Origin of the sequence: Desulfobacter sp., assembly GCA_028768525.1 — a bacterium.
Classification (GTDB): domain Bacteria; phylum Desulfobacterota; class Desulfobacteria; order Desulfobacterales; family Desulfobacteraceae; genus Desulfobacter.
This window is the reverse complement of record CP054837.1, coordinates 2,288,471-2,313,779: the sequence shown is the minus strand read 5'-3', so window position 1 is coordinate 2,313,779 and position 25,309 is coordinate 2,288,471. Positions and strand designations below refer to the sequence as shown.

Here is a 25,309-nt window from a genome sequence, read left to right as displayed (position 1 = left end):
AGATGACCAGCAGATTCAATCAGCTTCCCACGCTGAAGATTAAATCCGGGGAACAGATTCCCTTTACCTATAAGGGTAAGAAGTACTACGGCGTTGAGGGGGATACCATTGCCACGGCATTGTATGCCAACGGGGTCCGTATCTATGCCCGAAGTCTGAAATACCACCGTCCCAGAGGCTTTTACTCCATGGACGGCGAATGCTCCAACACCATGATGGAAGTGGACGGCATCCCCAATGTCCGCACCGAGACCACCCTTCTCAAACCCAATATGGACGTCAAGGAACAGAACGTCAAAGGGTCTGCGGACAAGGACATGATGGGCTTCATGGATAAGATGGACTGGGCCATGCCTGCCGGGTTCTACTATGATGTCATGCACAAGCCCGCCGCCATCTGGCCCGTTGCCATGAAACAGATCCGTAAAGCCGCCGGTATCGGCACCCTGGCGCCGGATTATGTGATGCCCGGCAAATACGACGAAATTTTCCCCTCCTGTGAAACCTGTGTCATCGGCGGCGGCCCCGCCGGTATGACAGCGGCCCTGGCGGCGGCGGAAAAGGGGGGCCGGGTAATCCTCATGGAAGTGCGGCCCTGGCTGGGCGGCAACTTTGATTACCGGTCCGCCGAGTATAAGGAGGGAAAGACCTATAATGAACGGGCGGCCCAGCTGGCTGCAGAAGTGGCGGCTTCAGACAATATCCGGGTCTTCACCCACACGGCCAATGTGGGCGTATACAATAATAACCTGGTCACCGGATTTCAGGTGGGCAAAGACGGCGATGCCTTTGACGAACGGTATATTGAAATCCGCGCCACCGCCGTTGTCGTAGCCACGGGCTGCATTGAAAGGGCGCTGCTCTTTGATAACAACGAGCGCCCGGGCGTGATGCAGGCCGGCACGGCCCTGAGAATGGCCAACACCTACGGGCTTCTTCCCGGCAAGACCGGGGTTTTTTCCATCGGCCACGATTTCGGCCTTGAAGCGGCCATTGCCCTCTTTGATCTGGGGCTGGCCGTTCCGGTGATCGCCGATGTCCGGGAGGACGGCCAGAACTCTGAACTGATGCAAAAGATAGCCGACCGGAATATCACTCTGCTCAAGGGCTGGGTCGCCACTGAAGCGGTGGGCAAAAAACAGGTTAAATCGGTGAAGCTTTCCAGTGTGGACGGCACCGTGGAAAAGGAATTTGAGTGCGACCTGCTGGTGGCATCCGCCGGATTCACCCCGTTGACAGGCCCCCTGGTGGTGAACCAGGCCAAGCTCAAATACGATGCCCATACCAATTTCTTCCTGCCCATGGACATCCCAGAAAAAATGTATGCCGCCGGCCGGCTGCTGGGGTATGAAGACGGCATGTCCATTGAAGTCTCCGGTAAAGTGGCGGGATATGAAGCCGTCGGCGATACGGCCAAGGCCCAGGAGGCAAAAGCGGTACTGGCTGAACTGCCCGGACCTGCCCGGGGGGCGAAATTCATAAACGCTCCGGTAAAGGGCCGCAAGAGTTTCATCTGCTTTGATGAAGACACCACCATCAAAAACGTCAAGCAGTCCATTGACAAGGGCTTTGACGTTCCCGAGCTGATCAAGCGGTTCTCCGGCGCCGGCCTTGGGCCGGGCCAGGGCGGCATCCCCGGCCACAACCTGCCCCTGTTTACTGCCAAATACCAGGCCCTGCCGGATATTAAAATCCGGCCCACAACGGTGCGGCCGCCCCTGGTACCCACCCAGATCGCCACCTATGCCGGCACCAACCACAATATGTTCAAGATTACCCCCATGGACGAGATGCAGCGCAGGGACGGCGGCGTTTTCAGAAACATCGGGGTGTGGCAGCGGGCCAGGTATTTTTCCGATGATTTTACCTGCAAAAAGGAAATTGAAAATGTCCGGAACAATGTGGGCATGCTGGACGGGTCCACCCTGGGCAAGTTCCGCATCCACGGTCCCGATGCGCTGAAAGCCCTGCAGCGGGTTTATGTCTCGGACATGAGCAAGTGCAAACAGGGCCGGGTGAAATACACGGCCATGTGCAACGACGACGGCTGCGTCATTGACGACGGCGTTGTGATCAAGCTGGGTGAAAACGATTATTATTTCACCACCTCCACGGGGCGGGCCGGCCAGACCGTTGAATGGATCCGCTACCACACCCGGTACGACAACTGGGATTTCGCACTGGTCAACCTCACCGATTCCATGGGCGTCATCAACCTTTCCGGCCCCAATGCCCGGAAGGTCCTTGAAAAGGTCGTGGATATCGATGTGTCCAACCAGGGTTTCGGCTTTTCCGAATACAAGGAATTTATGATCGCCGACACCATTCCGGTGAAGGCCATGCGCCTGGGATTTGTGGGGGAACTCTCCTACGAGTTCCACGTGCCCTCATCCTATATGAAATCCCTCTGGCTCATGCTGAAAGAGGCGGGCAAGGCGCTGAACATCATGAATTTTGGTGTGGAAGCCCAGAACGTGCTGCGAATGGAAAAATGCCACATCATCCTGGGCCAGGAATCCGAACAGCGGACCAACCTACTGGACATCGGCCTGGGCTTTCTGTGGGCCAGGAATCTTACCGAGTGGAAGAAGGTCGGTGCCGTGGCTCTGCGCCAGGCAGAAGGGGATGAGTCCCGTCTTACCCTGGTGGGCATTAAAATGGAAAACAACGGCCGGGCCGCCAGGGACGGCGCCCTCATCGTTGACGACCGTGTGCGCGGCTATGTGGCCACGGCCAGGGATTCCTTTTCTCTGAAACAAGGGGTGGGGATGGCCCTGGTGGAAAAACACATGTCCAAAATAGGCACCAGGCTGTCCATATATGAAGATGAGTGCAACGGGGAGCTGATCCATGCAAAGGTGGTTTCCATGCCGTTCTATGACCCTGAAGGCAAACGGATGAAAATGTAAGGGAAATACAATGAAAGATATAAAACGATATTCACCGGTTCAGTTTAAGGCAAGTCCCAAGGAGACGGAAAGCCGGGACAATTGGGATGTGGTGCTCAAATATGCTGGGGAAGCGGAGGGCGCAACCCATATCACGGACTTAAGCCATCGTCTGCGCCTGGATCTCCAGAGTGCGGACCTTGGGGCCAAACAGCCCTTCGGTATCGGAGTGCCTGAGGTCCCCGGCCAGTCCGTGCTGGCCAACGGCCTGCTCGTCAACCGCATGAACGGCACCCAGACCTCCATCTACCATCTGGAGGGGGTGGGGCCTAAAATGCCGGAAGAAACAGAATATACGGATGTGACCGAGAATACCCTCTTTGTGGCCATCTACGGAAAGGATGTATTCAGGATCTGTGAAAAGCTGTCCAACCTGGATTTCATGGATCCGGAAAAGACGGCGCCCTTTCTTTACCAGGGCCCCTTTTCCCACGTGCCCTGCCAGATCGTCACGGTATGCAGGGACGGGGAAAAATCCGGCGTCGTGCTCACCTGTTCAAGGGGGTACGGCCGGGATATGATCCATGCCATCCTCCATGCCGGGGAAGAGTTCGGTCTGAAACCGGCCGGCGAAACCCGGTTCACAGAGTGGATTTCAAGCATGTAAGGAGTGTGCAACAAGTGGGGAGGGCCGCTGAACCGGCGGTTTTCCCTGCGACCCATATAATAAAATCGGACCAACAAGGAGATTAACCATGACCGAGAAGTACGATGCAATTATCATCGGTGCCGGTGTGATCGGTGCCCCCATTGCCTATGAGTTGTCCAAAATGGGATACAAAACCCTGACCGTGGACAAGCTTCCCGATGCCGGAGAAGGCTCAACAGCCGGCTCCTGTGCCATTGTCCGTGCCCATTATTCCACCGAAGACGGGGTGGCCATGGCCTATGAAGGCTTTAAATACTGGCTGGACTGGGAAAATTACCTGGACAATGTCGAGGACGAAAAGGGCCTGGCCAAGTATATGAATACAGGGTCCCTTCTCATCAAGTCCAAGGGCCACAAGTGGCAGAATGTTCAAAAACATTACGATGCCGTGGGGGTGAAGTACGAAGAGTGGGACAATGACAAGATAAAAGAAATGGTTCCCGTGGTTGATCTCCATGAGTTCTGGCCGGTGCGCCGACCCGAAGACCCCAAATTTTTTGACGAAGCCACTGAGATGCTGGAAGGCGGCATTTTCTGCCCTGAAGGCGGCTATGTGAACGATCCGGCGCTGTCCGCCCACAACATCATGCGGGCCGCCGAAGCCAAGGGCGCCACCTTTAAATTCAACGCTGAAGTGGTTGATGTGAGAAGCGAGAACGGCAAAGTTAAAGGGATTACATTAAAAGACGGCACCCAGTACGACGCAGAGATCGTGGTCAACGTGGGCGGCCCCCATTCGTTTAAGATTACCCAGATGGCCGAAGGGGTATGGGACGGCTGCAACATCAAGACCAAGTCCCTGCGCCACGAAGTCATGTACTGCCCCTCACCGGAGGATTACGATTATCTCAACGACGGCTACCATATGTCCGACGGCGATATCGGATGCTATGTGCGGCCCGAGACCGGCAATCTTTTCCTCATCGGTTCCGAGGATCCGGACTGTGACCCCCAGGAATGGGTGGATCCCGATGACTTTTACGCCGGGCGCGGCGGCCACGGAAAGGACAACGTCCTCACAGAAGAGCAGTGGAAGGCCCAGTGCTACCGCCTGGCCAAACGGATTCCTTCCCTGGCGGTGCCCAACCAGCCCAAGGGCGTGGTCGACCTCTACGACTGCTCCGACGACTGGATCCCCATCTATGACAAAACCGACATGCAGGGATTTTATCTGGCCATCGGCACCTCGGGCAACCAGTATAAGAACGCCCCGGTGGTGGGCCGGATGATGGCGGAACTCATCGATGCCTGTGAAAAGGGCCTGGACCATGACAAGGAACCTTATCAGTTTACCTACAAGTACACCGGACGGACCATGGACGTGGGCTTTTTCTCCAGAAAGCGGGAGATTAACTATAACTCCAGTTTTTCGGTAAACGGCTAAATTCCCGGCTGCCGCTTTGGCGGCCGGACCGATTCAGGGGCAGTCCGGGATGATCCGTGGACTGCCCCTTTTTTTGTTTTGCCCGGAGTGGCAAAACCAATGAAGATCGTGTAACGTACCGATGCAGCCGTATCTGATAATAAAATAAAATAATGGTGTAGCAAAAATGCAGATTTATGTGTGTGTGAAACATGTACCCGATTCCGCCGCAAACATCCATATCCTGGACGATACCAGCATAGACGAGGATGTGGCGTTTCTGCTCAACCCCTATGACGAACATGCTGTGACAGAGGCGGTGAAGATCAAAGCGCAGTTCGCCGGTTCAGAGATTGTTGCCGTCACCGTGGGAAAACCCGATGCCGAGAATACCCTGCGTTCGGCCATGGCCATGGGGGCGGACCGGGGAATCCTGATAACCGCGGACCCGCCCTGGGATGCCATGGCGACAGCCCGGGCCCTGGCTGCCGCCATCCGGGAGGACGGGGAGCCGATGATTGTTCTCACGGGCAAAGAATCCATTGACGCTGAAGGCATGCAGACCCAGTTCCGCCTGGGTGCACTTCTGGGCATGCCCGTGGTGACCAATGCCGCGGAATTGATTGTGGCGGAAAAAAGCGCCCGCATCACCTGTGAGCTTTCCGGGGGGATGACAAGGACCTTTGAGGCCGGCCTGCCCTGTGTGGTGGGGGCCGGCCGGGGGCTTAACACACCGGGCTATCCCACGCTTCCCGCCATCATGAAATCGCGGAAGAAACCGGTGAAGGAAATCGCTCTGGGCAGCCTGGACACTGGCGCCGGAACCCGGTCGGCAGAGATTGTCAGGTTCCTGCCCCTGACCCAAACCCGGTCTCCCAAAGAGATTACAGGCACCCCGGCTGAAATGGCGGAACAAATCATTAAGGTTATCAAAAAAGAGGGAGGCCTGGCATGAACATCGGCATCATCATTGAGATGGAAACGGGCAGGGTCAAGGATGCCAATTTCGGCATGATCACCCTGGCCCGGAAAAGCAAAGATGTGCAGCTCACCGCACTGATGCTGGACGGTTGGGACCAGGACGCTGTGTCCGCCCTTGAAAAATATGGCATTGACAGGATTGCGGATATCGCTCTTCCCGGGGCACCCGGGGAACGCCAGAACCCGGATATACGGGCCCGGGCCCTGTCCGAGGCTGCAGAAGAACTGGGCCTTGATACGATTTTCGGCCTGTCCACGGCCGGGGGCAAGGATTTGATTCCAAGGGTGGCGGCCCTGGCCGAGGCGCCCCTGATTATGGACTGCATGGATGTGGATCTGGAAACACGGACGGCCCGGACCTCCCAATACTCCGGCAAGGTCCTGGCCGATATCCAACTGGCCGGAGCGCTGACGATGTTCGGCATCCGGCCCAATGCGGTGCCCCCTTCTTTGGCACCGGGCAGGGCCGAGCTCCTCACCATTGACAAGACCGGCCTTGCCCCCGGCGGCCTGACCCTGGTCTCCTGGGATCAGGCGGGGAAAGACGGAGACCAGCCCAGCCTTTCCGAAGCCGATATCATTGTGGCCGGCGGCCGGGGAGTCCAGGGAAAGGAAAATTTCAAACTGTTGTTTGACTGCGCTAAAAAGCTCAATGCGGCGGTGGGCGCGTCAAGGGCCGCCGTGGATGAACACTGGATCCCCTACGCCCATCAGGTGGGGCAGACCGGTGAGAAAGTCAGCCCCTCGGTCTATCTGGCCCTGGGCATCTCAGGATCGGTCCAGCATTTTGCGGGCATGAAAACCAGCGGAACCATTATTGCCGTGAACATAGACGAGAATGCCGCCATGATGGCCAATGCGGATTATTATGTCAATGCGGATTTGTTCGAGGTCCTCCCCGAACTGATCCGGCAGCTGGGCCGGGAATGATATTTCCCGGGACTTTCCGGCCGGGGATGTATATACTGCTTCTTTTTAAACCAATAAGGAGCATGAGTATGAAAGATCTGGTAATGGGGATATTGTTCTGTCTGCTGGCGGTTCAGGCGGCCGGTGCCGCCGGGGCGGAAACGTCTGACAAGGTTGTGGCTAAAGTCGAAGGGTTCGAAATTACGGAGCAGGATGTGGCTGCGAGGCTGGAACAGATGCCCCCGCAATATAAAACCGCATTTGCCTCGGAGGAAGGGAAAAAAAAGTTTATCGACCAATTGGTCCAGGAGCGTCTGGTTTATCTCCAGGCTGAAAAAGAAAAGTATGACACCGACGCCCAGGTCATTAAACAACTGGCCCGGGTAAAGCAGAACCTCATGATCAGCCGGTTCATCACCGAGACCTTTTCAAAAATCAAGGCCACCGAAGCCGAAATGAAAGCCTATTACGAGGATCACACGGCCGAGTTTGTGGATGGGCCGGAGGTCTGGGCAAAGCATATCCTCTGCAAGACCGAAGAAGAGGCCAATGCGGCCCGGGACCGGGTCCTCAAAGGGGAGGCCTTTGAAGATGTGGCCAAGGAAGTGTCCACCGGACCCAGCGGGGAAAAGGGCGGAGACCTGGGATGGTTTACCCAGGGACAGATGGTGCCGGCTTTCGGCAGCAAGGCCTTCAGCATGGAAAAAGATGCGGTGAGCGAGCCCGTAAAAACAAGGTTCGGCTACCATATCATCAAGGTCTACGGCAAAAAAGAGGGGGAAACAAAATCCTATGAAGACGCCAGATCCGACCTTGAGCGCAAGCTGACGGCCAAGAAACAGCAGCAACATATGGACGAACTGATCCGTAAACTGAAAACCGAACATCCTGTGACCATCTATTGAGTTTTTGTGCCTGCACTGATCCGTTTCCCATCCCAGGGAACGGGTCGGTGCAGGATGTCAGGGACGAATCCCATCCGTAACCCACTTATATCTTTTTATTTTTCCCTCGGGGATGTATCATGATCCAGAACCTCATTTTTTGTTTTCGGATTCAAATGTGACAACCGGAGGGAATTCAAATGATTGCCCCGTCCCTTCTCACCAAAATAAAAATGGTTGCCCCGGGGACCTCTTTAAGGCGCACCCTGGATGAAATCGTAAAAGCCGATTTCGGGACATTGCTTGTGTTCCTGGATGATATTGCCTTGTACGGTGCTGTTTTACAGGGGGGATTTGACGTAAATTGCGAGTTCTCCGGCCCCAGACTCTATGAATTGGCCAAGATGGACGGGGCGGTCATCGTTAATGAGAATATCACCCGAATATACAAAGCCAATGTCCACCTGATTCCTGATCCGTCCATTCCCACTGAAGAAACCGGCATGAGGCACCGTGCGGCAGAGCGGATTGCCAAACAGACATCCATGCTGGCCATGGCCATCTCCAGGCGGCGGAAAACCATGACGATCTATCTTAAAAATTTCAGACACCGGTTAAACGACCTGAACTATCTGCTGACACGGATAAATCTGGCATTGGAAGCGCTTGAAAAAAATCTCGGCATCTTTCACCAGCTTATTGATGATATCACAATCGAGGAGATCGAATCCCAGGTAAGGCTCAGTAATGTCATCCGGGTCATTTTAAAAGCATGTGAAATGATGTCGATTTACAGAGAAATAGAGCCTTATGTTATTGAAACCGGCTCTGAAGGACACCTGTATTCCAAACAGCTGAATGCCATCGCTGCAGATACCCGCAATCTGCTTCGCGTCGTAATCATGGATTATTCTGCCGGAGAGCTTAAAGACTACGAGATATCATCCATGATGAAAGTCCTTAACAATTTAAATCAAAACGACAAGATTGCCGCGGCGCGGATGCTTGGATGGAATCTGATGTCCGAGGCAGAGATCGAAGACATTTTTGTTTCATCCCGCTGCTATCGGTTTTTGACCCAGAGGGTGAATCTGCCAATGGGGATCGCAAGAAATGTGGTGAAATTGCTCCCGGCCATGGAAGATTTAAAGATGACCGATATTCAAACCCTTCAGAAGATAGAAGGTATCGGTGAAAAACGGGCACGGGCCATCCTGATGAATATTAAAAATCTGGATAAGCGGTTTGGGTACAGATAATTCACAGAACGGGGCGGATATCTGCTGCGGCTCAATTGGATGTATTCAAGGGCGGTTATAGAACAAGACCCAGTTACGCGTACATTTTTTTATGGGGGTGGTCTGCGGCAACTGATGCCTTTGGGGACCCGGCTGTTGGATCAAATTTTCGCATCAGGGTTTCTAAAGGGCCCTTGGGGTGTGAGTTGAGCCAAAGCCGGATGAAAATTACGTATAGAATCAGAAAAAGGGTAATGGCCGGCATCATGGATAATCGGAAACCAAGCATCTTTGAGACCATAATCACGAGGCAGAAAAAAAGAATGTGAAGCACATACAGGGTGAGTGAGGTTTTGCCCAGTAATGTCAGAAGGGTATTTTTCCGGAATAGGGTCAGATTGGAAAGAAGGCTCCCGGTCAGGATGGCCAGGACACCTGTGCCAATGCCTGATAAAACCGAGAAGGGTATGGAATCGGAAACGCCGGATAAAACAATTGTATACTCCAATGGCCCAGACAAATTGGCGAACAGCGCCTCAGAGGTCATCAGCAGGAGGCCGGATATCAGCATTGCGGTCTGAGTTGTCAGGCCTTGCAGGGGCACCCTGCCCATCAACATCCCCACAAGGAAAAATACCATCCATGGAAAAACGGGAAAATAACCTGTAAAAAGTATGTCCTTCACCGGATTGACAAGAATTAAGTCTGATTCTTCAAGGAAAACCTGTATTAAATCAATGTGCTGAATGGCGTTTATGAACCAGCAAAGCAATATGGCATACAGGAGGGTTTTACTTTTTTTGCTGAGAAGAAACATCCCCGTAAATAGAAAGATGCCATAAAAATGAAGAATGTCTCCGGACCAGACCATGGACAGCAGGTAACCTAGGACCACAAGAAACAGAGAACGGCTGACAATCTGTTTCTTTAAACGGACCGGCAGGGAACCGGCGGCCGTATCCGGATTGGAAGCGCGTGACATAAGGCTTAATCCCACCCCTGACACCATCACCAGTATTACTGCAGCGCGCCGCTCCAAAAGGTCTATTATTCCTGAAAACGATACGGTGATGAGGTCTGCGCCAGGTAAAATGGCATTGAAATTGATAAAAATCATCATGACAACGGCAAGTCCCCTGGCCAGATCATGGCCCAGGATACGGGGCGGCCCGGTGACGGTTTCACACAATACCTGATCTGCGGATTTCATTATTTCCCTCCTGTGGGCTTTCAGCAACACGACATTCAATGGTTTTAAAACCATTAATCATTTTATTTCCCATAAAGCGGACCAAAGCCGATGCAGGATGAATACCAATGTGGAATAGTACTGCCCGGCTTGATTTTCCCGGTGCTTTAATGGCTGGAGGACTGTTATGGACACCTGGAATGAGACATGCGCCATCCTGATTTTTGATTAAATAAGAATTATTGATTCCTTTTTGGATCTGGCGGCCCGTCCTGGCCCGGTTATTTTGGCTCCGGCACGTTTCCTGCTGAACCATCTGGCATAACAGCAACCATATGGTGACCCATGAAAAAAAGTCCATGTTTGACCTGCGGTGCATGCTGCGCCGCGTTCACGGTATCCTTTTCTGAAACTGAAACCGATAATTGCCCCGGCGGTTGGGTGCCGCACATGATGACCATGGCAGGAGGCGGGTCGGAACGCGCCATGAAAGGTACCCTTGGCGCCTACCCCCGGTGCGAGGCCCTGCAAGGATGTGTCGGTGTCAGGGTCAGCTGCCGTATCTATGAAAACCGGCCCTCTATTTGCCGGAATTTTGCTATTTCATGGGAGAATAACCGGGGGAATGATTTATGCGACAGGTCAAGAGCGCTGTTCGGGCTTCAGCCCTTTTCCCCCTATTGAATGGTCTGAAATGCCTTGGGGAAAGCATCCGGAGCATGAACCCAAGCGAATGGAAATGGCAGTATCTATAGCGGAACTTGTTGTTCTTTTTTTCAGGAGAAATACGTGGGGTACAGATACATATCATTCAATCCTATAAGATCCATCGGCATACCTTTGACAACCCACCGAAAACCCGCCAACATGTTTGATTGTCTTCATGAGATAAAACAGGCTGAGGTTGTCTTATTCCCCGAATACTGGCAGGTGAATTCGCTGGTCTATGCATTAAAAAAAAAGATTTTCCCAAGCATTGCCGCATACCATCTCGGCCATGATAAAGTAGAAATGACAAGAAGCTTTCAAGCCTTGTGTCCGGAACATGTCCTAAAAACCGGCATACACCGTCTTGAGAATACAGGTTTTGACGAACTGGCTGACCGGTTCGGCATGCCCTTTGTCTGCAAGGAAATTCATAGCTCCTCCGGTTTAGGGGTTTTCCTGATTAAGTCACGGGAAGATTTCAACTATTATGCCAAGACCAATCCAACCATTTATGTTCAAGAGTATATCCCATTGGAACGTGATCTCAGGATCGTTGTCATCGGGGACAGGGTTGTAAGTGCCTATTGGCGGGTGGGAGGTATGGATTCGTTTCACAATAATATATCCCGTGGTGGAAAAATATGTCGGGAAAGTGTGCCTAAGGATATTGTCGATAAGGTATTGACCATCGCCCAGGGGTTGGGAATAAACTATGCGGGTTTTGATGTTGCGCTGACAGACTGGGGGATGTTTTTGCTTGAATTCAATTTATACTTCGGCACTCAGGGGATTCCCATGAATTCTTTTGAAATCGGCCAAATCATCCAGCACTACCTGGCCTCCGAAAGCGTGGAGGCAAATCTTGAAACCACGCTCATACCTGATGGGTGCCAAATTTTGAGTTTCGGCTGCAGACAACTCAAAGAACGTATGGGGGCACAATAAAGGTAAAAAGCAGATTGTTTTTTACCATGGGGTCAGGCGATTTCAGCCCTGATCTGTTTCAGTCTCCCGGAGATGCTGAATGTGGAAAAATCTTCCCCAGGAAACAGGGCGATTTCATTGAACAGTCCCAGGGTTTCATCGTCCAGGGCAACGGGTTTTGCGCGCTTGGCTGAAAAATATGCAAATTCACTGTGCAGGACAGATTTGAGTTGTTTTTTGTCCGGGCAGACCATGACAAATTCCACCAGGTTCCTGAACCGGTCATAGGTGAGCATCCGGCTCCATATTTCCAGCTCCTCCCCCAGCAGGGAGGGTTTGAAATACCGGATATTGTGTGAAATCACGGCCCAGCCGTTTCCTGTGGCCTGCACATGCTCAAAAATATTGAGTACCTTGTTGATCCGGAGCTGTTCTTCCCGGGCCGTCATAAAATAGTTCAGGTAGTTGGCGTTGTTGAGGTGTGAGAACGGGTCGCAGTCCTCAAAATTAACCCGCTTGGTGGATTTCATGGTTTTGATCATTTGTCCGCTCCCGGAATGGTTTAAAGCAAAATCAGTACAAATTAGTGTGCCGGGCCGGATCTGTCAATATGTCCAGGCGGCGGTTGGGTATCTCCCGGACTAGTTCTTTATTTTGTAGTCTTCTTTTCTGAGGCCGTGCCGGGTCATGAGTTTGTGAAGCTGGCGGGTGGTGATGCCGGCGGCCTTTGCCGTGAGGTTGATTTTCCCCCTCTGCTGTTTGAGTACCAGGGCCAGGTAGGTCTTTTCCACCCGGTCCATTTCCTGCCGCCGGACCTGGGCCAGGGTCAGGCCGGGGTGTATACTTGCCGGCTGGACTTCTGCCACGGGGGTAAACAATTCCGCAGGAAAGTTCTCCGGCCGGAGCACAGATGCCTTTTCAAGGATATAGGCGCGTTCCATGATGTTTTCCAGCTCCCTGATATTTCCCGGCCAGGAGTAGGACAAAAATGCTTCAAGAACCTGGGGATGAACATCTCCGATTCCTTTGAGGTGAAAGGTATTGAGTTTGGCCAGAAAAATTTCCACCAGCCTGGGGATATCTTCCTTGCGATCCTTTAGGGGGGGCAGTTCAATGGGAAAAACATTGAGGCGGTAATACAGGTCGCTGCGAAAGCTGTTCTCTTCGCAGAGCTGCAGCAGGTCGATATTGGTGGCGGCAATGATCCGGACATCGGCATGGATGTCTTCTTCCCCCCCCACCCGGTTGAAGCTCCCGTCCTGGAGCACTTTGAGAAGCTTGATCTGGGCCGAGGGGGTGATGGTTCCGATTTCATCCAGAAATATGGTGCCGTTTCGGGCGATCTCGAATTTGCCCAGCTTTCTTTTGATGGCGCCGGTAAAGGCCCCTTTTTCATGCCCGAACATCTCGCTTTCAACCAGGGTGTCGGGGATCGCCCCGCAGTGGGCCTCAATGAACCGTTCGTTTTTTCTGGAAGACAGCTTATGGATAAACCGGGCGGTGAATCCCTTGCCCGTTCCTGTCTCTCCCTGGAGAAGCACCGTGCTTTTTGTGGCCGCCACTGCCCTGATTTTTTCAAATACAGATTTCATGGCCGGGCTTTTGGTCTGGAGCAGGTCGAATTCATCCTCCTGCCAGACTTGCTCCCTGAGATAATTGAGTTCCGATTCAGCCCGGCTCTGTTCCGTGATGCTGGTGACCACCAATTGAACCTCATCGGGGATAATGGGGTAGGTCAGGTAGGAATCCGCCCCTTCATTGACGATCCTGACGGCATCCTTGAGCCGTTTGGGCGGCACCATGACAATGATGCCCGCATTGGGGCAGACCAGGGCCAGGGTTTGAAACACTGCTTTGAAACTGCTGTCCGATGCGGCCTGTTCAAGGAGTTCGATGTCCACAAAGATGAATTCGCTCCGGTTTTGCCCCAGTGCCTGGAGGGCATGGGTCACGGTCTGGGATATACCGATGTCAAATACGGCATGCAACGCCTTTTTCAAAGCGGTGATGAGGTGGGTGTTTTCCAGAATAAAATGTATTTTTTTCATGCAGATACCCCTGTTGTCAGACGCCGCGGGCCTGGGGTGCGGGTAAAACAGAACTCAAGATTCCGTTTTTGATATATGATAATGTACGGGAAAGCGGGAAAAATGACAAGACTATTTGTTAATGGCTCTGGGCTTCCAACAATTCTTCCCGCTCCTTGCAGTCAATGCATTTGGTGGTCACGGGGCGGGCTTCAAGACGCCTCAGGGATATGGGCTCTTCACAGGCTTCGCATATACCGTAAGTGCCGTTTTCAATCCGGTCCAGGGCAAGCCTGATTTTTTTTATCAGCCGGCTCTCCCGGGATTTAATTCTCAGTTTCATGTCCTGGTCCCTGTGGGTGGCGGCGCGGTCCACATACTCAATTTCCACCCCTCCCTGGGCCAGTTCAATGGCAGTAATAAATGCCTGTTCTTCCAGGTGGGCCAATTGTTCCGCTAATATTTTCTTGAAGTGTGCCAGCTGTTCCCTGTCCATTTCTGTCTCCGTTGTATGTTGGTCTTTGCCATGTTCAGAACCGCCGTCGGATCATTCGGTGAAAATGAAATGAGCAAGTATCATGCCTGTAGCCGCCGGCGGCAACCCATTGGGGTTGAATAAATATGCAAGCCCCGGGTTCTGGCATGGAATCTGCTAATCAAACTGCCCGGCTGAAATAAGGAACACCGGGGCCAGGGCCCTGAATATAGGAAAACGACCATGGTAAAATATGATTTGGAGCATAATACCAGAGAGAACCGGCGCAGAAAATCACGGCCCACAAAATTCAGGGACCGGTATGATGAAGCATTCACCGACGAGGATCTGGAAGAGATGGTCAGCAGGAAAAAGAGAAAAAAGAAAACAAGACGCGAGAAGCATTCCCACCCGGACTGGCCCGAATTGTAATTAAGTATGTACCGCCATGATTTCATCGGGAAAACCATCCCCGGTTTTCCACAGGTATTTTGTGCGCCCATAACCCCCCACATACGTCCCGAGCCTGATCCCGGCCACCGGAGCTGACCGGGCCGGACTGGGACCACTATTTCCTCAGCCACACCCTTATTCGATTCACCCAATATTGTTAAAAAAGGAGTTCTATTGATGCAGTCAATCAATCACAAATGTATTATTCCCAGTGCGGCTTTCACCATCACCCCGTCGCAGGTTAAATATTTTTGCAATGCCCCCCGGCAACCGGAAAACGGGGATCTCATTTACGGAGAGGTGTTGAGTATGGGCCAGCACCGGACCCTTGAGAGCAAATCCGCCAGGATACATACCATCCAGGAGGGGATCCGGGCCGTGTTTGTCATGGGTAACCGCTATGCGCCTGATTATTATGAATCCTTTGTTCCCAGATCCCTTGGCAGCACTGTGGATCTTGTGGCCAGGAGCGGACTGGTGGGCGAGGTCACCACCTTGAATTCCAAAATTGCGGCGCCCACCCGGATAAAGGTCCTGGGCTATGTCTGTGACAGCCGGGGCAATGTGGTCAATACCCGGGATTATGTCAGCCTGGTGCCCCGGAAAAAAGAGGTCACCTCAAAACGCCGTTCAAAATTAATACTTTGCGTGGGCACGGCCATGAACAGCGGAAAAAGCCATGCGGCTGCCGCCTGCTGCTATGCATTGTCCTCGGCCCGGAAAAAGGTGCGGGCGGCCAAGGTGACGGGAACGGCAAGCCTCAAGGACCTGCTGCTCATGGAGGACTGCGGCGCAGAACGGGTGGCGGATTTTACCTGCCTTGGATATCCCACCACATACATGCTTGAACATGGGGAACTGACCGGTATTTTCAATGCCATTGACCTTAAATACGGCAACAACCCGGCCAACTATCTGGTGGTGGAGTTCGCCGACGGCATCCTCCAGCGGGAAACCCGGATGCTGCTTAATTCCGAGGCGATTCAGTCACGGATTCACAGGCTGGTGTTCTGCGGCAATGACGCCTTTGGCGTACTGGGCGGCATCCGGATTCTGAAAGAAGAATTCGGACTGGTACCGGACGCCCTGTCCGGCGTGTGTACCAGTTCTCCTCTGCACCTGAGGGAGTGCGCCGAGTTTGTGGCGCTTCCTGTATTAAGAAGCGCGGAAACCGATTATCAGTCCATTTATGAGATAATCAGGTAACCAGGAAGAATAAAACAGGAATTAAAAGTTCTTTTATGCGAAATAATCGGCCTTTCAGATTCCTGTTTTTTGTTTTGGCCGAGTGGCTGTCTTTCAAAAAAGGCTGGGACCAAGGTGTTTCGGCCTTTTTATTCCTGGCACCCATCATGCATTTTTTGTCATCCCAATTTGAATACACGAACAGGAGTACAAGTGGAAAACTCTGAAATGGACACACAGATCCGCAGGATCAAGAAGGAATATGCAGATGCCTACGGCACAATGAAGTGGATTGATCCCGAAACGGCTGCCCGGGCAGGGAAAAATCGTGAACAGCTGATCGCCCGGATATTTGAAAATCAAGGGGCCGGGTGGATGTTCGCCCAGACCAAATTATTTTCCCACGGGGTTTCACCGGGGTGTGCCCTCTGCGGGCAGGGGGACTGGTCCTGCCTCTTCATCAACGGCATCTGCAATGCCAGGTGTTTTTACTGCCCGTCAGCCCAGAGTGAAGAAGGCGACCCCGTATCCAGCACCGTGGAATTCACCGATCCTGTCGATTATGCCGATTATGTAAAAGGGTTCGGCATCAAAGGGGTGAGCTTCAGCGGCGGGGAACCCTTGATGAGCTTTGACCGGGTAATGGATTACCTGAGGGTACTCAGGAAAAGGATTTCTTCTCCTCTGTATATCTGGATGTATACCAACGGCATTCTGGCCACGGAAGATAAGATGAAGGCTCTCAGGGACGCCGGCCTGGATGAGATCCGGTTTGACCTCTCCGCAAATGACTATCGCCTTGACGGGCTTGAAAAGGCGGTGGGGGTCATTCCCAGGGTGACCGTTGAAATCCCGGCCATCCCAGGGGACCTGGACCGGGTAAAGGCACTGATGCCGGACCTGGCTTCGGCCGGGGTCGATTTTCTAAATCTTCACCAGATCCGGTGCACCGGGTTCAACCGCCCCAAACTGGTCCGCCGGGGGTATACCTTTTGCCACGGCCCCGCAGTGACGGTGCTGGAGACGGAGTTGACCGCCCTGGAGCTGATCTGCCACGGTTTGGAAAATACGATTCCCCTTCCGGTGAACTATTGCGCCTTTACCTATCGGCACCAGTTCCAGAAGGCCGGTGCAAGAAAAAGAAATGCCGCCCATATCAAGGCGCCCTACGAAGGCATCACCCCCACCGGGATGATACGCACCCTTTCATTTATCGGAGCGCCCGAAAGGATTGCCAGGATCCGTGACCATCTCATTGCCGGTGACAGGGATCCGCCCCTGTGGACAATGACGGGAAAAGGGGACCGGCTTTTTGTGGACGCCGGTCTGATTCCACTTGTGAATCCTGACGGGGTGTCCCTCAGGATCGATTACAGCACCACCCGCCTGAGGCCCGGGATCAGCTTTCGCTGCCGGTTCAAGGAAGTGGCTTTGAATCCGGGAAAAAAGGTGGTGGTGGAGCGCTATATATCCACACCCGGGGTGGTGCTCAAGGGAGAGGAAATCCGTTCATACGCTGCCCTGTACCTGGGGGACGGAAGTGCCGTTCCAGGCCCGGCGCTGCCCGGGGAACTGCGCGCTCAGCTGGAGCGGTTTGAGTCCTTTGCCCCGGGCCTTTCCCCGTATTTTTAATTGGCCCTATCTTAATTCATCGGGAATGATGCAGACCGGGATGGGGTCCATCTTATGGCGGTTGGCCCGGTTGAATTTCCGGTAGATGTCCAGAACCGTTTTCTGACGGTCGGACAGTGCTCCTGAGGCCCCGCTGTCTGCTTCGTGGGACATGGCCCATTCCAATTCCGCGTAGGTGGCGCCGATCTGGCTTTCATCGGTGCGGTCGTCCTCCCAGAGGCCGTCGGTGGGCGGGGCCGAGAGAATGTCTTTGCTGACCCCAAGGTGGGCGGCCAGCGCGTAGACTTCGGTTTTTACCAGGTCGGCAATGGGGGAGACATCCACGCCCCCGTCCCCGTATTTGGTGTAGAAGCCCACGCCGAAATCCTCCACCTTGTTGCCGGTTCCGGCCACCAGCATCCTGTGGTGGCCGGCAAAGGCGTAGAGGGTGAGCATCCGGAGCCGGGACCGGGTGTTGGCCATGGTCAGGCCGTCCTGGATCTCGTCGGGAAGGGCGGTTTGGATCTGCTGGAATACAGGGGTCAGTTCCATGTCAATGCCCCTGACGTTGTCAAAGGTTTTTTCCAGCCAGGCAATATGCTCGGCGGAACGGGAAACCTGGTCCTTTGCCTGGAAGATGGGCATGTTCAGGGCGAGGACGGGGTGGCCGGTTTTGGCGCAGAGGGTGGAGGTGACGGCGGAGTCAATGCCGCCGGAAACGCCCACGGCAAATCCCTTTAATCCTGATGTTTCAACATAGGCTGCCAGCCAGTCGGTGATATGGGTGGCCACTTTTGGTAAATCCATTATTTTTTCCTCATGAGAAATTTAGTTAAAAAGGCGGTGCGCTCTGCCGTTTCCTTTTGCCCCCCTCAGCCCCGGGGCGTGGCGTGCTGCCGGGTGTATTCATAAAGGATGATTGAGGCGGCCACGCTGACGTTGAGACTCTGGGACCTTCCGTACTGGGGGATGGTCAATCGTTTGACCTTCGGGTACAGGTCCGGTTCGAAGCTGATGCCGTACTCTTCGTGGCCGAACACAAAGGCGCTTTTTTCCGGCAGGTCCGTGTCCATGACCGCTTTTCCCAGGCCCGGTTCCAAGATGAATGGGGTGTATCCCCGTTCCAGAAGCTGGGCGTAGCAGGTGACAAACCGCTGGTGGAATCTGGCGGGTACCCACTTGAAGGCGCCCATGGCAGGCGCCGGATCGAAAAAATCCGTGCCGATGAGGTGGACCTCATGGCAGCCGAAGCTTTCTGCGCTTCTGAAAATTTTGCCGATATTGAAGGTGGGCTTGAGGCCGTCAAGCACCACAATGCATTTGTGGATGCCGGGAATGGCCAGTTTGTTTTTATTTTTATGACGCCGGAAATTCCGTCTGGCCTCTTCCTTTTGCGCTTTGATCTGTTTTCTTAGTTTATGGGAGCCCATTCACGCCTCATCAATAAGTTATAGGGGGTGATATACACCGTCGGGCCGCAAAATGCAAAATTCAAAACCGGCAATACGGTTTGCAAATACCTGGAACAGGGTATACAAGATGGGCATTGAATAACTTTTTATATATGAAAGCACAATCATGGCAGCGGATAGGAATTTTCCCCATATGTACCTGGTGCGCCAGGTGTTTGACAACCACCCCCTGAAGGATGTGCCCGGGGAATTGAAGCGGCAGCTGGCCGGGATGGGACTGGACAGCCGGATCCGGCCCGGGCAGACGGTGGCAGTGACTGCCGGCAGCAGGGGGATTACAGACATCCTTCCTGTCATCCGGACATTGGTAACAGTATTAAAAGGGGCGGGGGCCCAGCCCTTTGTCATCCCTGCCATGGGGTCCCACGGCGGGGCTACGGCCGGTGGACAGGCGGCGGTGCTCCGGGAACTGGGGATTACGGCCGAGGCTGTGGGCGCCCCTGTCCGTTCGGGCATGGCGGTGGAAAAAATCGGCACCACTGCTTGCGGGGTGCCGGTGTATGTGGACCGCATGGCAATGGACGCGGATCACATTGTATTGGTGAACCGGGTCAAGCCCCATACGGATTTTGAGGCAGAAATCGAAAGCGGGCTGACCAAGATGGCGGCCATCGGGCTGGGGAACCGCATGGGCGCAGAAACATGCCACAATGCCATTCTGGACCGGGGATATGCTGAAACCTTTGCGGCGGTGGCCGGGGTGATTCTGGATAAGGCCCCGGTCACTCTGGGGGTGGGGATCGTGGAAAATCAGCAGGATCTCACCGAGGCCGTGGGCACGGCGTGGGCCGAGGCAATCCCTGATTTGGACCGAGACCTGCTGGTCCGGGCCAAATCCGTATTTCCCGGCCTTCCCTTTGACCGGATTGACCTGCTCATTGTGGACGAGATGGGCAAGGATATTTCAGGAACGGGCATGGACCAGAATATCATCGCCCGCACCGTGATCCGATGCGGTACGGTGCCGGACCGGCCTGAAATCAAGCGGATTTTTGTCCGGGACCTGACCCCTGCCAGCCGGGGGACGGCAACGGGCATCGGCAATGCCGATTTTACCACGGCAAAACTCATCGAGAAAATGGACCGCAAGGCCACCTATACCAATTGCATCTCTTCCTGCGAACCGGCCATGGCATCGCTGCCGCCCTGGTTTGACACGGACCGGGAGGCGGTGGACGCGGCCCTGGGCACCATCGGCCTGGTCCCGCCGGAAGCGGCCCGCATCGTCCACATCAAAAACACCCTTGATATTGAAACCCTGTCTGTGTCCGCCGCCCTGGCCCGGGAAGCCCGGATGAATACGGGCCTGGCTGTCGGGGACACGGCGGCGCCCCTGGCATTTGACAGCAGCGGGGCATTGATTTCCCCCTGGTAGGGCCGCCTATTTGTTTTTCAGGACAGCCATGGTCAGCCGGGAGGTGCAGACCAGGTCGCCGGATTCGCTTTTGATGTCAATGTTCCATACCTGGGTGGTCCGGCCCAGGTGGACAGGGGTGGCCCTGCCGATCACCCGGCCCGAGGTCACGCTTTTGATGTGGTTGGCATTGATTTCCAGCCCCACGCTGTAAAAACCGTCATCCAGTGTCATGCAGGAGGCGGAGCTGCCCAGGGTCTCGGCCAGGGTCACCGAGGCCCCGCCGTGGAGGAGACCGAAGGGCTGGCGGGTCCTGTGGTCCACGGGCATGGCGGCCGTAAGGTAGTCATCCCCCTTTTCCAGGTATTCAATGCCCAGGTGGCCCACCATGGTGTTCTGGGCAAAGGGCGCCATATCTTCAATGGTGAATTCTCTTTTCCAGATCATGGTTCAGGCACCCTTAAGCTTGGTTTCAACACTTTTTATCTTGTCTTCCATGGCCTGTTCCCTGTCCACCCGGGTACCCAGTTTAATGATGGTATGGATCCTGGGGGCCCCCATTTCATGAACCTTCCGGTGGCATTCCTTGGCCACCCGGAATACCTCGTCCCAGTCGCCCTCAATATTGGTCCCGTTGGCGTGTAGGGTGTTTTTCAGGCCGGCCGCTTCAATGATCTCATGGCAGGCGGCAACATATCTTGACAGGGAGAGGTCGGCGCCGATGGGCACCACGCACAGATCTACAATGACTTTCATTTTCCGGTCCTTTCTCAGATGATCTTTAAATTTAGTTTGCCTTGAGCACGGCGAGGATTTCGTCAATTTTTTCCTGGGCGCCGTCCGCATCCAGGGTGCAGCCCCCGGCCCCGGCATGCCCGCCGCCGCCGTATCTTGACAGCAATTTCCCCACATTGACCTTGCAGTGGGGATTGAAAATGCTGTGCCCCACACTGATCAGCACCTGTGCCTTATCCGGGGCCTTGTACCGGATTTTGACACTGGCAACGGTGTCCGGAAACAGGGAATAGGTCAGGAAGCGGTTGCCCGACGGCACCGGGTCCAGGGATCTGAAGTCCGTGACAGAGATATTGCCCGCCAGTGTGGTGTGGGCTTTGAGATGGCCGCCGAATTCATTGTTTTCGTTGACCACCTCCCGGCAGCGTTTGGCCACTTCCGGGTCTGACATGATTGTTTCGATCCCCGGTTTCCGGAGCATGTCAACCAGCCGGTTCCAATATGGGATATCCTGGAAATCCCGGTTCTGGATGGTCATGGACAGTATGATATAGGGGAAATTTTCCGGAGCCAGGACCTGCTCCTTTGTCAGGGCGGCGGAATCTATGATATCGGTCTGTTCGGCCAGTTCGTCGAACCGGTTGTCCAGTTTACCCAGTTCTTTGTAATACTGATAGATCACCCCGGCGGCCGAGGGGGCAATGTCAAAGGCGCCGGGAACCGGATGATCGGGTTTGTTTGACACATGGTGGTCGAACCAGAGGGCGGCCTTGGGATGCCAGGGAAGGTTGGCGATGATATCCCCTTCCCGGATGTCTGCGCTGCCGGATTGAATCTGGTTGGGTTCTATCCAGAAAATTTCCATATCTGGATCCAGTGCTTCAAGCAGGAATACGGCGCATACAATACCGTCAAAATCCGGGCGGGTGACTATTCTCATTTTTTTATCCTTAAATATTAATATTCCGGTGAATGATGATGTTAATATTGATAAAGCATCTATACCTGTTTTTCAAGGCCGGCTTACTGCGACGGTGCATCGTCTCTGGACATATGATACTCCGGATAATGCTCTTTCATGCACTCCGGGCAGATACCATGGCTTAGTTTGGCATCTGAGTGTTCAGTGATATACTTTTCAAGCTGATTCCAGAATCCCTTGTCATCACGAATCTTTTTGCAGTGAGAACAGATGGGAATCAGGCCGTTCAGGGTTTTGACTTCCATCAGGGCATTTTGCAGTTTTACAATGATCAGTTCCCTGTCCTGCTCTATTTTTTTTCTTCTATCAATTTCATCGTTCAAGCTGCAGATTGTTGTATCCAATTCTTTGAATATCAATTCATAGGGCCGCTTAATGCCGGTTTCAAGAATTGATTTGTAAATTAGATAGAATGAAAACAGCTTAAAATAATGTCCGACTAAATTTGAAAACCCATAATTTGAAATGTAAAATGTAAATGACAGTTCCGAGATAATCGTACAGGATATGGATAATAGTAATAATTTGTAAATGTGGGGCTCGAACCGAGAGCGATTCTTGTATAAAAGCCCTGCCCCCAATAGCAGTATTGCGCATATCAGGTATTCACTTATTTTTTTGAAAGGGGTCAGGCCTGACCCCTCCACAAAGCAGACGGGAAAAATTTTCCAGGTGAAGATGCACAATATCATCAATGCCGTAAGGGTGGAGTAAATGAGTATGAGTATCTCCGGCCGGACCGGCCTCTCCCGTGTCAGGAAATAAAACGCTGCAGCCAGCGTTATGCTTTCCATATATCTTGCACCAATCCATAGCTGGTTGGCATAATAATCGTAATCCGTAAATATCGGCATCCCCTTGTAGGAAAGCGTATGCAATAGGTCTAAAAACGCAATGAAAAGATAGGCGATACCGATAAACAATAAATACTGGTTTTTAATGTAGTTCTTGGAATTCCAGGTAATCATGAAAAATGAAACCGCCACAACAATGCTGAAAATTTCGGCGAGGCTGTGAAATAATAGATAATTGACGTATGTTGAAAGATACAATCCGACAAGGATAGATATCATTATTACGATACGCAGCATTGAAGCCCCCTTTTAAATTTTGACAGATAAACTATGCTGTATATAAATTGCGAAACAAGCCAAAACTTTAAAACTGCTGAACTGCCTTTCTATGCCGGCCGGCAGGAATGTAGCACATAGAGAACCAGAAACAATCCTATTACAGGCGCAAAATAAATGGAAGCACAAGATTTTCAACGTATACTGAAAACCCTGAAACTGGAGGTCAATCTCGGCCGTGCACCAGAGGCCTCATTGATGGAACTGGCCCAAAGCGCCCGGCTCCAGAACTATAAAAAAGACGAATATGTGTTCCACGCCGGCGATGAATCAGAATATGTCCATCTGCTGGAAAAGGGCCGGATTATTCTTTCCAAGGCATCGCCGTCGGGCAGATCATTCACCTTTCTGATCGCGGTAAAAGGAACCACCTTGAATGCCGTCACCTGTTTCATGGCAAGGCGCCGGTTTTTCTGCGCCCGGGTCGCTGAAACGGCCACTGTGGTGGCTATTCCCTCCCCCATTTTTAAACAATGGGTGCTTTCACATCCTAAGGTGGCCGCAGGTATCCTGAACACCATGGGCGATCTGCTGGACGGTGCCTATACCCGAATTCTGGACCTCATTGATGAAAGTGCGGAGAACCGGATCCTGAATGCCTTGAACATGCTCTGCTCCCGGATCGGCCCCGACCTTCCCCTGCGGAACCGTGATGTGGCTGAAATGACCGGGGTGTCCAGGGAGACTGCCGCCAGGGTGATTTCCAATTTGCAGAAACTCAGCCTGATTTCGAAATCCAGAGGGACCATACGGATTCTGGACCCGTCCCAGTTGCAGGACCTATCCACCAGCCCTTTTTTTATTCTATAGGGCGGGAAAATCCCCTTTAAGTGATCCAGGTCATTGTCTGGGCCCCGGGTGCCGGTGTAAGGTGCCGGCTGATGTTGCAGCAAAATTAAGGATACAGAAAATGGAAGGCTACCTGGTTACATTTTTTACCCAGCAGAACCGTGAGCACCAGGGCGTCCCCCTGGCCAGATGGATTGTGGCGGAGGCTAAGAAACTCGGGGTCCGCGGAGCCACCCTCATGTCCGCCAAAGAGGGATTCGGACACGACGGGCGTTCCCATTCCGGAAACTATTTTGACCATGAAGACCCGCCTTTGCTGGTCATCATGGCCCTTACACCTGAGGAGAGCAGCAGACTGCTCTCCTGCCTTAAGAAAAACAAGGTCCGTGTCTTTTATACCCTGTCAAAGATCGAATTCGGTTTCACCTCTGAAGACTGATACTCTTTCCCAGACAATGTTGTTTTAAATGAATAAAATAGGGGCGTCCCTGTGGAAGACCGTCCATTTTTTGAATGGCGGTATCCAAACCGGATGGATGCCCATAAAGGAAATACAATGATTGGTCCATATGTCAATGGCGCCGCCCTGCTTGCCGGCAGTGCCGCAGGTGCGCTTGCCGGTCCTAAACTCAATTCGAACCTGCGCCGGCAGATGCCCATGGTTTTCGGCTGCGCATCCATGGGGCTTGGGGTGACCATGATTATCAAGGTCAAATTTTTTGCCCCCGTTGCCCTGGCCCTGGTGGTGGGCTCTATCCTGGGAGAACTGGTCCAGCTTGAGGCCCGGATCCAGAAGGCCGCCAATCATGCCAAAAAATGGGTGGAGAAAATCTCCAGGCCGTCCGGCGATCTGAGCCAGGAGGAATTTCTGGATAAATTCGTCGCCCTTCTGGTGCTTTTCAGTATGAGCGGAACAGGCATATACGGCGCCATGAGTGAAGGCATGACCGGGGATCCCACCCTGCTTATCGTCAAATCCATCCTGGATTTATTCACCGCTCCCATCTTTGCCTCAACCATGGGCTTTACAGTGGGGGTGCTGGTGGTTCCCCAATTCTTTGTTCAGGTCATCCTTTACTGCGGGGCCTCCCTGCTGCTTCCCGTGATCCAGCCGGATATGCTGGCGGATTTTTCTGCCTGCGGCGGGTTGATCATGGTGGCCACAGGGTTCCGCATCTGCGGCATTAAGCAGTTCCCCGTTGCCAGCATGATTCCGTCCCTGTTTTTGGTCATGCCGCTGTCCCGGCTCTGGGCGGCCTGGCTGGGCTGATTAAGGTCAAAACACTGGGTGGGTATGAATTCC

The 25,309-nt window shown here is 53.3% G+C and carries 27 protein-coding genes; 16 read left to right on the top strand and 11 right to left on the bottom strand.

Going from position 1 to position 25,309, the window contains the following annotated elements; translation table 11 throughout:
- The first annotated feature begins 2 nt into the window (after positions 1-2).
- The 7 genes from HUN04_10610 to disA all read left to right on the top strand — a co-directional run bounded on the left by HUN04_10610 (position 3) and on the right by disA (position 8,993).
- The gene (locus HUN04_10610; GenBank protein WDP90131.1) at positions 3-2,909 is read left to right on the top strand and encodes a (2Fe-2S)-binding protein; all 2,907 of its coding nucleotides are present in this window, start codon (positions 3-5) and stop codon (positions 2,907-2,909) included.
- Positions 2,910-2,919: 10 nt separating this feature from the next.
- Complete coding sequence (locus HUN04_10605; GenBank protein WDP90130.1) at positions 2,920-3,555, top strand: sarcosine oxidase subunit gamma SoxG; 636 nt, start codon at positions 2,920-2,922, stop codon at positions 3,553-3,555.
- Positions 3,556-3,643: 88 nt separating this feature from the next.
- On the top strand, positions 3,644-4,981 hold the full coding sequence (locus HUN04_10600) for an FAD-binding oxidoreductase (GenBank protein ID WDP90129.1): 1,338 nt from the start codon (positions 3,644-3,646) through the stop codon (positions 4,979-4,981).
- Positions 4,982-5,147: 166 nt separating this feature from the next.
- Positions 5,148-5,915, top strand: a complete 768-nt coding sequence (locus tag HUN04_10595; protein WDP90128.1) for an electron transfer flavoprotein subunit beta/FixA family protein — start codon at positions 5,148-5,150, stop codon at positions 5,913-5,915.
- Positions 5,912-6,871: an electron transfer flavoprotein subunit alpha/FixB family protein gene (locus HUN04_10590; GenBank protein WDP90127.1), complete on the top strand. Its 960-nt coding sequence runs from the start codon at positions 5,912-5,914 to the stop codon at positions 6,869-6,871. The genes HUN04_10595 and HUN04_10590 overlap by 4 nt, the downstream gene beginning before the upstream one ends.
- Before the next feature lie 68 nt (positions 6,872-6,939).
- Positions 6,940-7,755: a peptidylprolyl isomerase gene (locus HUN04_10585; protein ID WDP90126.1), complete on the top strand. Its 816-nt coding sequence runs from the start codon at positions 6,940-6,942 to the stop codon at positions 7,753-7,755.
- Between the two features lie 179 nt (positions 7,756-7,934).
- Entirely contained in the window at positions 7,935-8,993 is a 1,059-nt protein-coding gene (gene disA / locus HUN04_10580) for a DNA integrity scanning protein DisA (GenBank protein ID WDP90125.1), read from the top strand.
- Positions 8,994-9,066: 73 nt separating this feature from the next.
- On the opposite strand, the gene HUN04_10575 is transcribed toward disA, so the two are convergent.
- Together HUN04_10575 and HUN04_10570 are read right to left on the bottom strand one after the other, a co-directional pair.
- Positions 9,067-10,182, bottom strand: coding sequence for a DUF1624 domain-containing protein (locus HUN04_10575; protein ID WDP90124.1), 1,116 nt, complete (start codon positions 10,180-10,182; stop codon positions 9,067-9,069).
- Positions 10,154-10,522 carry a hypothetical protein gene (locus HUN04_10570; GenBank protein ID WDP90123.1) on the bottom strand — a complete coding sequence of 123 codons (369 nt, stop codon included), beginning with the start codon at positions 10,520-10,522 and terminating at the stop codon, positions 10,154-10,156. Before HUN04_10570 ends, HUN04_10575 begins: the two co-directional genes overlap by 29 nt.
- Here HUN04_10570 and HUN04_10565 point away from each other — a divergent pair.
- Both HUN04_10565 and HUN04_10560 read left to right on the top strand, forming a co-directional pair.
- Positions 10,507-10,845: a YkgJ family cysteine cluster protein gene (locus HUN04_10565; GenBank protein WDP90122.1), complete on the top strand. Its 339-nt coding sequence runs from the start codon at positions 10,507-10,509 to the stop codon at positions 10,843-10,845. The genes HUN04_10570 and HUN04_10565 overlap by 16 nt on opposite strands.
- 183 nt (positions 10,846-11,028) lie before the next feature.
- On the top strand, positions 11,029-11,814 hold the full coding sequence (locus tag HUN04_10560) for an ATP-grasp domain-containing protein (protein ID WDP93246.1): 786 nt from the start codon (positions 11,029-11,031) through the stop codon (positions 11,812-11,814).
- A gap of 32 nt (positions 11,815-11,846) precedes the next feature.
- Here the strand turns inward: HUN04_10560 and HUN04_10555 are convergent, their stop codons facing one another.
- The 3 genes from HUN04_10555 to HUN04_10545 form a co-directional block, all read right to left on the bottom strand.
- Complete coding sequence (locus HUN04_10555) at positions 11,847-12,335, bottom strand: acyl-CoA thioesterase (protein ID WDP90121.1); 489 nt, start codon at positions 12,333-12,335, stop codon at positions 11,847-11,849.
- A 99-nt stretch (positions 12,336-12,434) separates the two neighbouring features.
- On the bottom strand, positions 12,435-13,841 hold the full coding sequence (locus tag HUN04_10550) for a sigma-54-dependent Fis family transcriptional regulator (GenBank protein WDP90120.1): 1,407 nt from the start codon (positions 13,839-13,841) through the stop codon (positions 12,435-12,437).
- A gap of 118 nt (positions 13,842-13,959) precedes the next feature.
- On the bottom strand, positions 13,960-14,316 hold the full coding sequence (locus tag HUN04_10545; GenBank protein WDP90119.1) for a TraR/DksA C4-type zinc finger protein: 357 nt from the start codon (positions 14,314-14,316) through the stop codon (positions 13,960-13,962).
- A 222-nt stretch (positions 14,317-14,538) separates the two neighbouring features.
- Here HUN04_10545 and HUN04_10540 point away from each other — a divergent pair, with 222 nt between their 5' ends.
- The 3 genes from HUN04_10540 (at position 14,539) to HUN04_10530 (ending at position 17,565) form a co-directional block, all read left to right on the top strand.
- Positions 14,539-14,727, top strand: coding sequence for a hypothetical protein (locus HUN04_10540; protein ID WDP90118.1), 189 nt, complete (start codon positions 14,539-14,541; stop codon positions 14,725-14,727).
- A 198-nt stretch (positions 14,728-14,925) separates the two neighbouring features.
- Complete coding sequence (locus HUN04_10535; GenBank protein WDP90117.1) at positions 14,926-15,954, top strand: hypothetical protein; 1,029 nt, start codon at positions 14,926-14,928, stop codon at positions 15,952-15,954.
- A gap of 207 nt (positions 15,955-16,161) precedes the next feature.
- Positions 16,162-17,565: a radical SAM protein gene (locus tag HUN04_10530; GenBank protein ID WDP93245.1), complete on the top strand. Its 1,404-nt coding sequence runs from the start codon at positions 16,162-16,164 to the stop codon at positions 17,563-17,565.
- 6 nt (positions 17,566-17,571) lie between these two features.
- Here HUN04_10530 and nadE read toward each other — a convergent pair whose 3' ends face one another.
- Together nadE and HUN04_10520 are read right to left on the bottom strand one after the other, a co-directional pair.
- Entirely contained in the window at positions 17,572-18,351 is a 780-nt protein-coding gene (nadE, locus tag HUN04_10525) for an NAD(+) synthase (GenBank protein WDP90116.1), read from the bottom strand.
- A gap of 65 nt (positions 18,352-18,416) precedes the next feature.
- Entirely contained in the window at positions 18,417-18,974 is a 558-nt protein-coding gene (locus tag HUN04_10520) for a TrmH family RNA methyltransferase (GenBank protein ID WDP90115.1), read from the bottom strand.
- Positions 18,975-19,122: 148 nt separating this feature from the next.
- On the opposite strand from HUN04_10520, the gene HUN04_10515 reads away from it, so the two are divergent.
- Positions 19,123-20,391 carry a DUF2088 domain-containing protein gene (locus HUN04_10515; protein ID WDP90114.1) on the top strand — a complete coding sequence of 423 codons (1,269 nt, stop codon included), beginning with the start codon at positions 19,123-19,125 and terminating at the stop codon, positions 20,389-20,391.
- A 6-nt stretch (positions 20,392-20,397) separates the two neighbouring features.
- On the opposite strand, the gene HUN04_10510 is transcribed toward HUN04_10515, so the two are convergent.
- From HUN04_10510 to HUN04_10495, 4 genes are all read right to left on the bottom strand, one after another.
- The gene (locus tag HUN04_10510; protein ID WDP90113.1) at positions 20,398-20,817 is read right to left on the bottom strand and encodes a hotdog fold thioesterase; all 420 of its coding nucleotides are present in this window, start codon (positions 20,815-20,817) and stop codon (positions 20,398-20,400) included.
- 3 nt (positions 20,818-20,820) lie between these two features.
- Positions 20,821-21,126 (bottom strand): MTH1187 family thiamine-binding protein, encoded by a 306-nt coding sequence (locus HUN04_10505; GenBank protein ID WDP90112.1) that lies wholly within the window; start codon positions 21,124-21,126, stop codon positions 20,821-20,823.
- 31 nt (positions 21,127-21,157) lie between these two features.
- Positions 21,158-22,045, bottom strand: coding sequence for an exopolyphosphatase (locus tag HUN04_10500; GenBank protein ID WDP90111.1), 888 nt, complete (start codon positions 22,043-22,045; stop codon positions 21,158-21,160).
- A gap of 83 nt (positions 22,046-22,128) precedes the next feature.
- Complete coding sequence (locus tag HUN04_10495; GenBank protein ID WDP90110.1) at positions 22,129-23,178, bottom strand: hypothetical protein; 1,050 nt, start codon at positions 23,176-23,178, stop codon at positions 22,129-22,131.
- A gap of 156 nt (positions 23,179-23,334) precedes the next feature.
- Between HUN04_10495 and HUN04_10490 the strand changes: the two genes are divergently transcribed.
- The 3 genes from HUN04_10490 (at position 23,335) to HUN04_10480 (ending at position 25,276) form a co-directional block, all read left to right on the top strand.
- Positions 23,335-24,027 carry a Crp/Fnr family transcriptional regulator gene (locus HUN04_10490; GenBank protein ID WDP90109.1) on the top strand — a complete coding sequence of 231 codons (693 nt, stop codon included), beginning with the start codon at positions 23,335-23,337 and terminating at the stop codon, positions 24,025-24,027.
- A gap of 100 nt (positions 24,028-24,127) precedes the next feature.
- On the top strand, positions 24,128-24,445 hold the full coding sequence (locus HUN04_10485) for a DUF190 domain-containing protein (GenBank protein WDP90108.1): 318 nt from the start codon (positions 24,128-24,130) through the stop codon (positions 24,443-24,445).
- Between the two features lie 117 nt (positions 24,446-24,562).
- On the top strand, positions 24,563-25,276 hold the full coding sequence (locus tag HUN04_10480; GenBank protein ID WDP90107.1) for a DUF554 domain-containing protein: 714 nt from the start codon (positions 24,563-24,565) through the stop codon (positions 25,274-25,276).
- The last annotated feature ends 33 nt before the right edge of the window (positions 25,277-25,309 follow it).

Bases quoted from the DNA above. Each gene is read 5' to 3' on its own strand.
- HUN04_10550 (WDP90120.1), bottom strand. From the start codon at position 13,841: ATGAAAAAAATACATTTTATTCTGGAAAACACCCACCTCATCACCGCT.
- HUN04_10535 (WDP90117.1), top strand. From the start codon at position 14,926: ATGCAGTCAATCAATCACAAATGTATTATTCCCAGTGCGGCTTTCACC.
- HUN04_10560 (WDP93246.1), top strand. From the start codon at position 11,029: ATGTTTGATTGTCTTCATGAGATAAAACAGGCTGAGGTTGTCTTATTC.
- HUN04_10495 (WDP90110.1), bottom strand. From the start codon at position 23,178: ATGCTGCGTATCGTAATAATGATATCTATCCTTGTCGGATTGTATCTT.
- HUN04_10530 (WDP93245.1), top strand. From the start codon at position 16,162: ATGGACACACAGATCCGCAGGATCAAGAAGGAATATGCAGATGCCTAC.
- HUN04_10590 (WDP90127.1), top strand. From the start codon at position 5,912: ATGAACATCGGCATCATCATTGAGATGGAAACGGGCAGGGTCAAGGAT.
- HUN04_10520 (WDP90115.1), bottom strand. From the start codon at position 18,974: ATGGGCTCCCATAAACTAAGAAAACAGATCAAAGCGCAAAAGGAAGAG.
- HUN04_10600 (WDP90129.1), top strand. From the start codon at position 3,644: ATGACCGAGAAGTACGATGCAATTATCATCGGTGCCGGTGTGATCGGT.
- HUN04_10515 (WDP90114.1), top strand. From the start codon at position 19,123: ATGGCAGCGGATAGGAATTTTCCCCATATGTACCTGGTGCGCCAGGTG.
- HUN04_10565 (WDP90122.1), top strand. From the start codon at position 10,507: ATGAAAAAAAGTCCATGTTTGACCTGCGGTGCATGCTGCGCCGCGTTC.
- HUN04_10585 (WDP90126.1), top strand. From the start codon at position 6,940: ATGAAAGATCTGGTAATGGGGATATTGTTCTGTCTGCTGGCGGTTCAG.
- HUN04_10610 (WDP90131.1), top strand. From the start codon at position 3: ATGACCAGCAGATTCAATCAGCTTCCCACGCTGAAGATTAAATCCGGG.
- HUN04_10480 (WDP90107.1), top strand. From the start codon at position 24,563: ATGATTGGTCCATATGTCAATGGCGCCGCCCTGCTTGCCGGCAGTGCC.
- HUN04_10510 (WDP90113.1), bottom strand. From the start codon at position 20,817: ATGATCTGGAAAAGAGAATTCACCATTGAAGATATGGCGCCCTTTGCC.
- HUN04_10505 (WDP90112.1), bottom strand. From the start codon at position 21,126: ATGAAAGTCATTGTAGATCTGTGCGTGGTGCCCATCGGCGCCGACCTC.
- HUN04_10545 (WDP90119.1), bottom strand. From the start codon at position 14,316: ATGGACAGGGAACAGCTGGCACACTTCAAGAAAATATTAGCGGAACAA.
- HUN04_10500 (WDP90111.1), bottom strand. From the start codon at position 22,045: ATGAGAATAGTCACCCGCCCGGATTTTGACGGTATTGTATGCGCCGTA.
- HUN04_10570 (WDP90123.1), bottom strand. From the start codon at position 10,522: ATGGACTTTTTTTCATGGGTCACCATATGGTTGCTGTTATGCCAGATG.
- disA (WDP90125.1), top strand. From the start codon at position 7,935: ATGATTGCCCCGTCCCTTCTCACCAAAATAAAAATGGTTGCCCCGGGG.
- HUN04_10485 (WDP90108.1), top strand. From the start codon at position 24,128: ATGGAAGGCTACCTGGTTACATTTTTTACCCAGCAGAACCGTGAGCAC.
- HUN04_10575 (WDP90124.1), bottom strand. From the start codon at position 10,182: ATGAAATCCGCAGATCAGGTATTGTGTGAAACCGTCACCGGGCCGCCC.
- HUN04_10555 (WDP90121.1), bottom strand. From the start codon at position 12,335: ATGATCAAAACCATGAAATCCACCAAGCGGGTTAATTTTGAGGACTGC.
- HUN04_10605 (WDP90130.1), top strand. From the start codon at position 2,920: ATGAAAGATATAAAACGATATTCACCGGTTCAGTTTAAGGCAAGTCCC.
- nadE (WDP90116.1), bottom strand. From the start codon at position 18,351: ATGGATTTACCAAAAGTGGCCACCCATATCACCGACTGGCTGGCAGCC.
- HUN04_10540 (WDP90118.1), top strand. From the start codon at position 14,539: ATGGTAAAATATGATTTGGAGCATAATACCAGAGAGAACCGGCGCAGA.
- HUN04_10490 (WDP90109.1), top strand. From the start codon at position 23,335: ATGGAAGCACAAGATTTTCAACGTATACTGAAAACCCTGAAACTGGAG.
- HUN04_10595 (WDP90128.1), top strand. From the start codon at position 5,148: ATGCAGATTTATGTGTGTGTGAAACATGTACCCGATTCCGCCGCAAAC.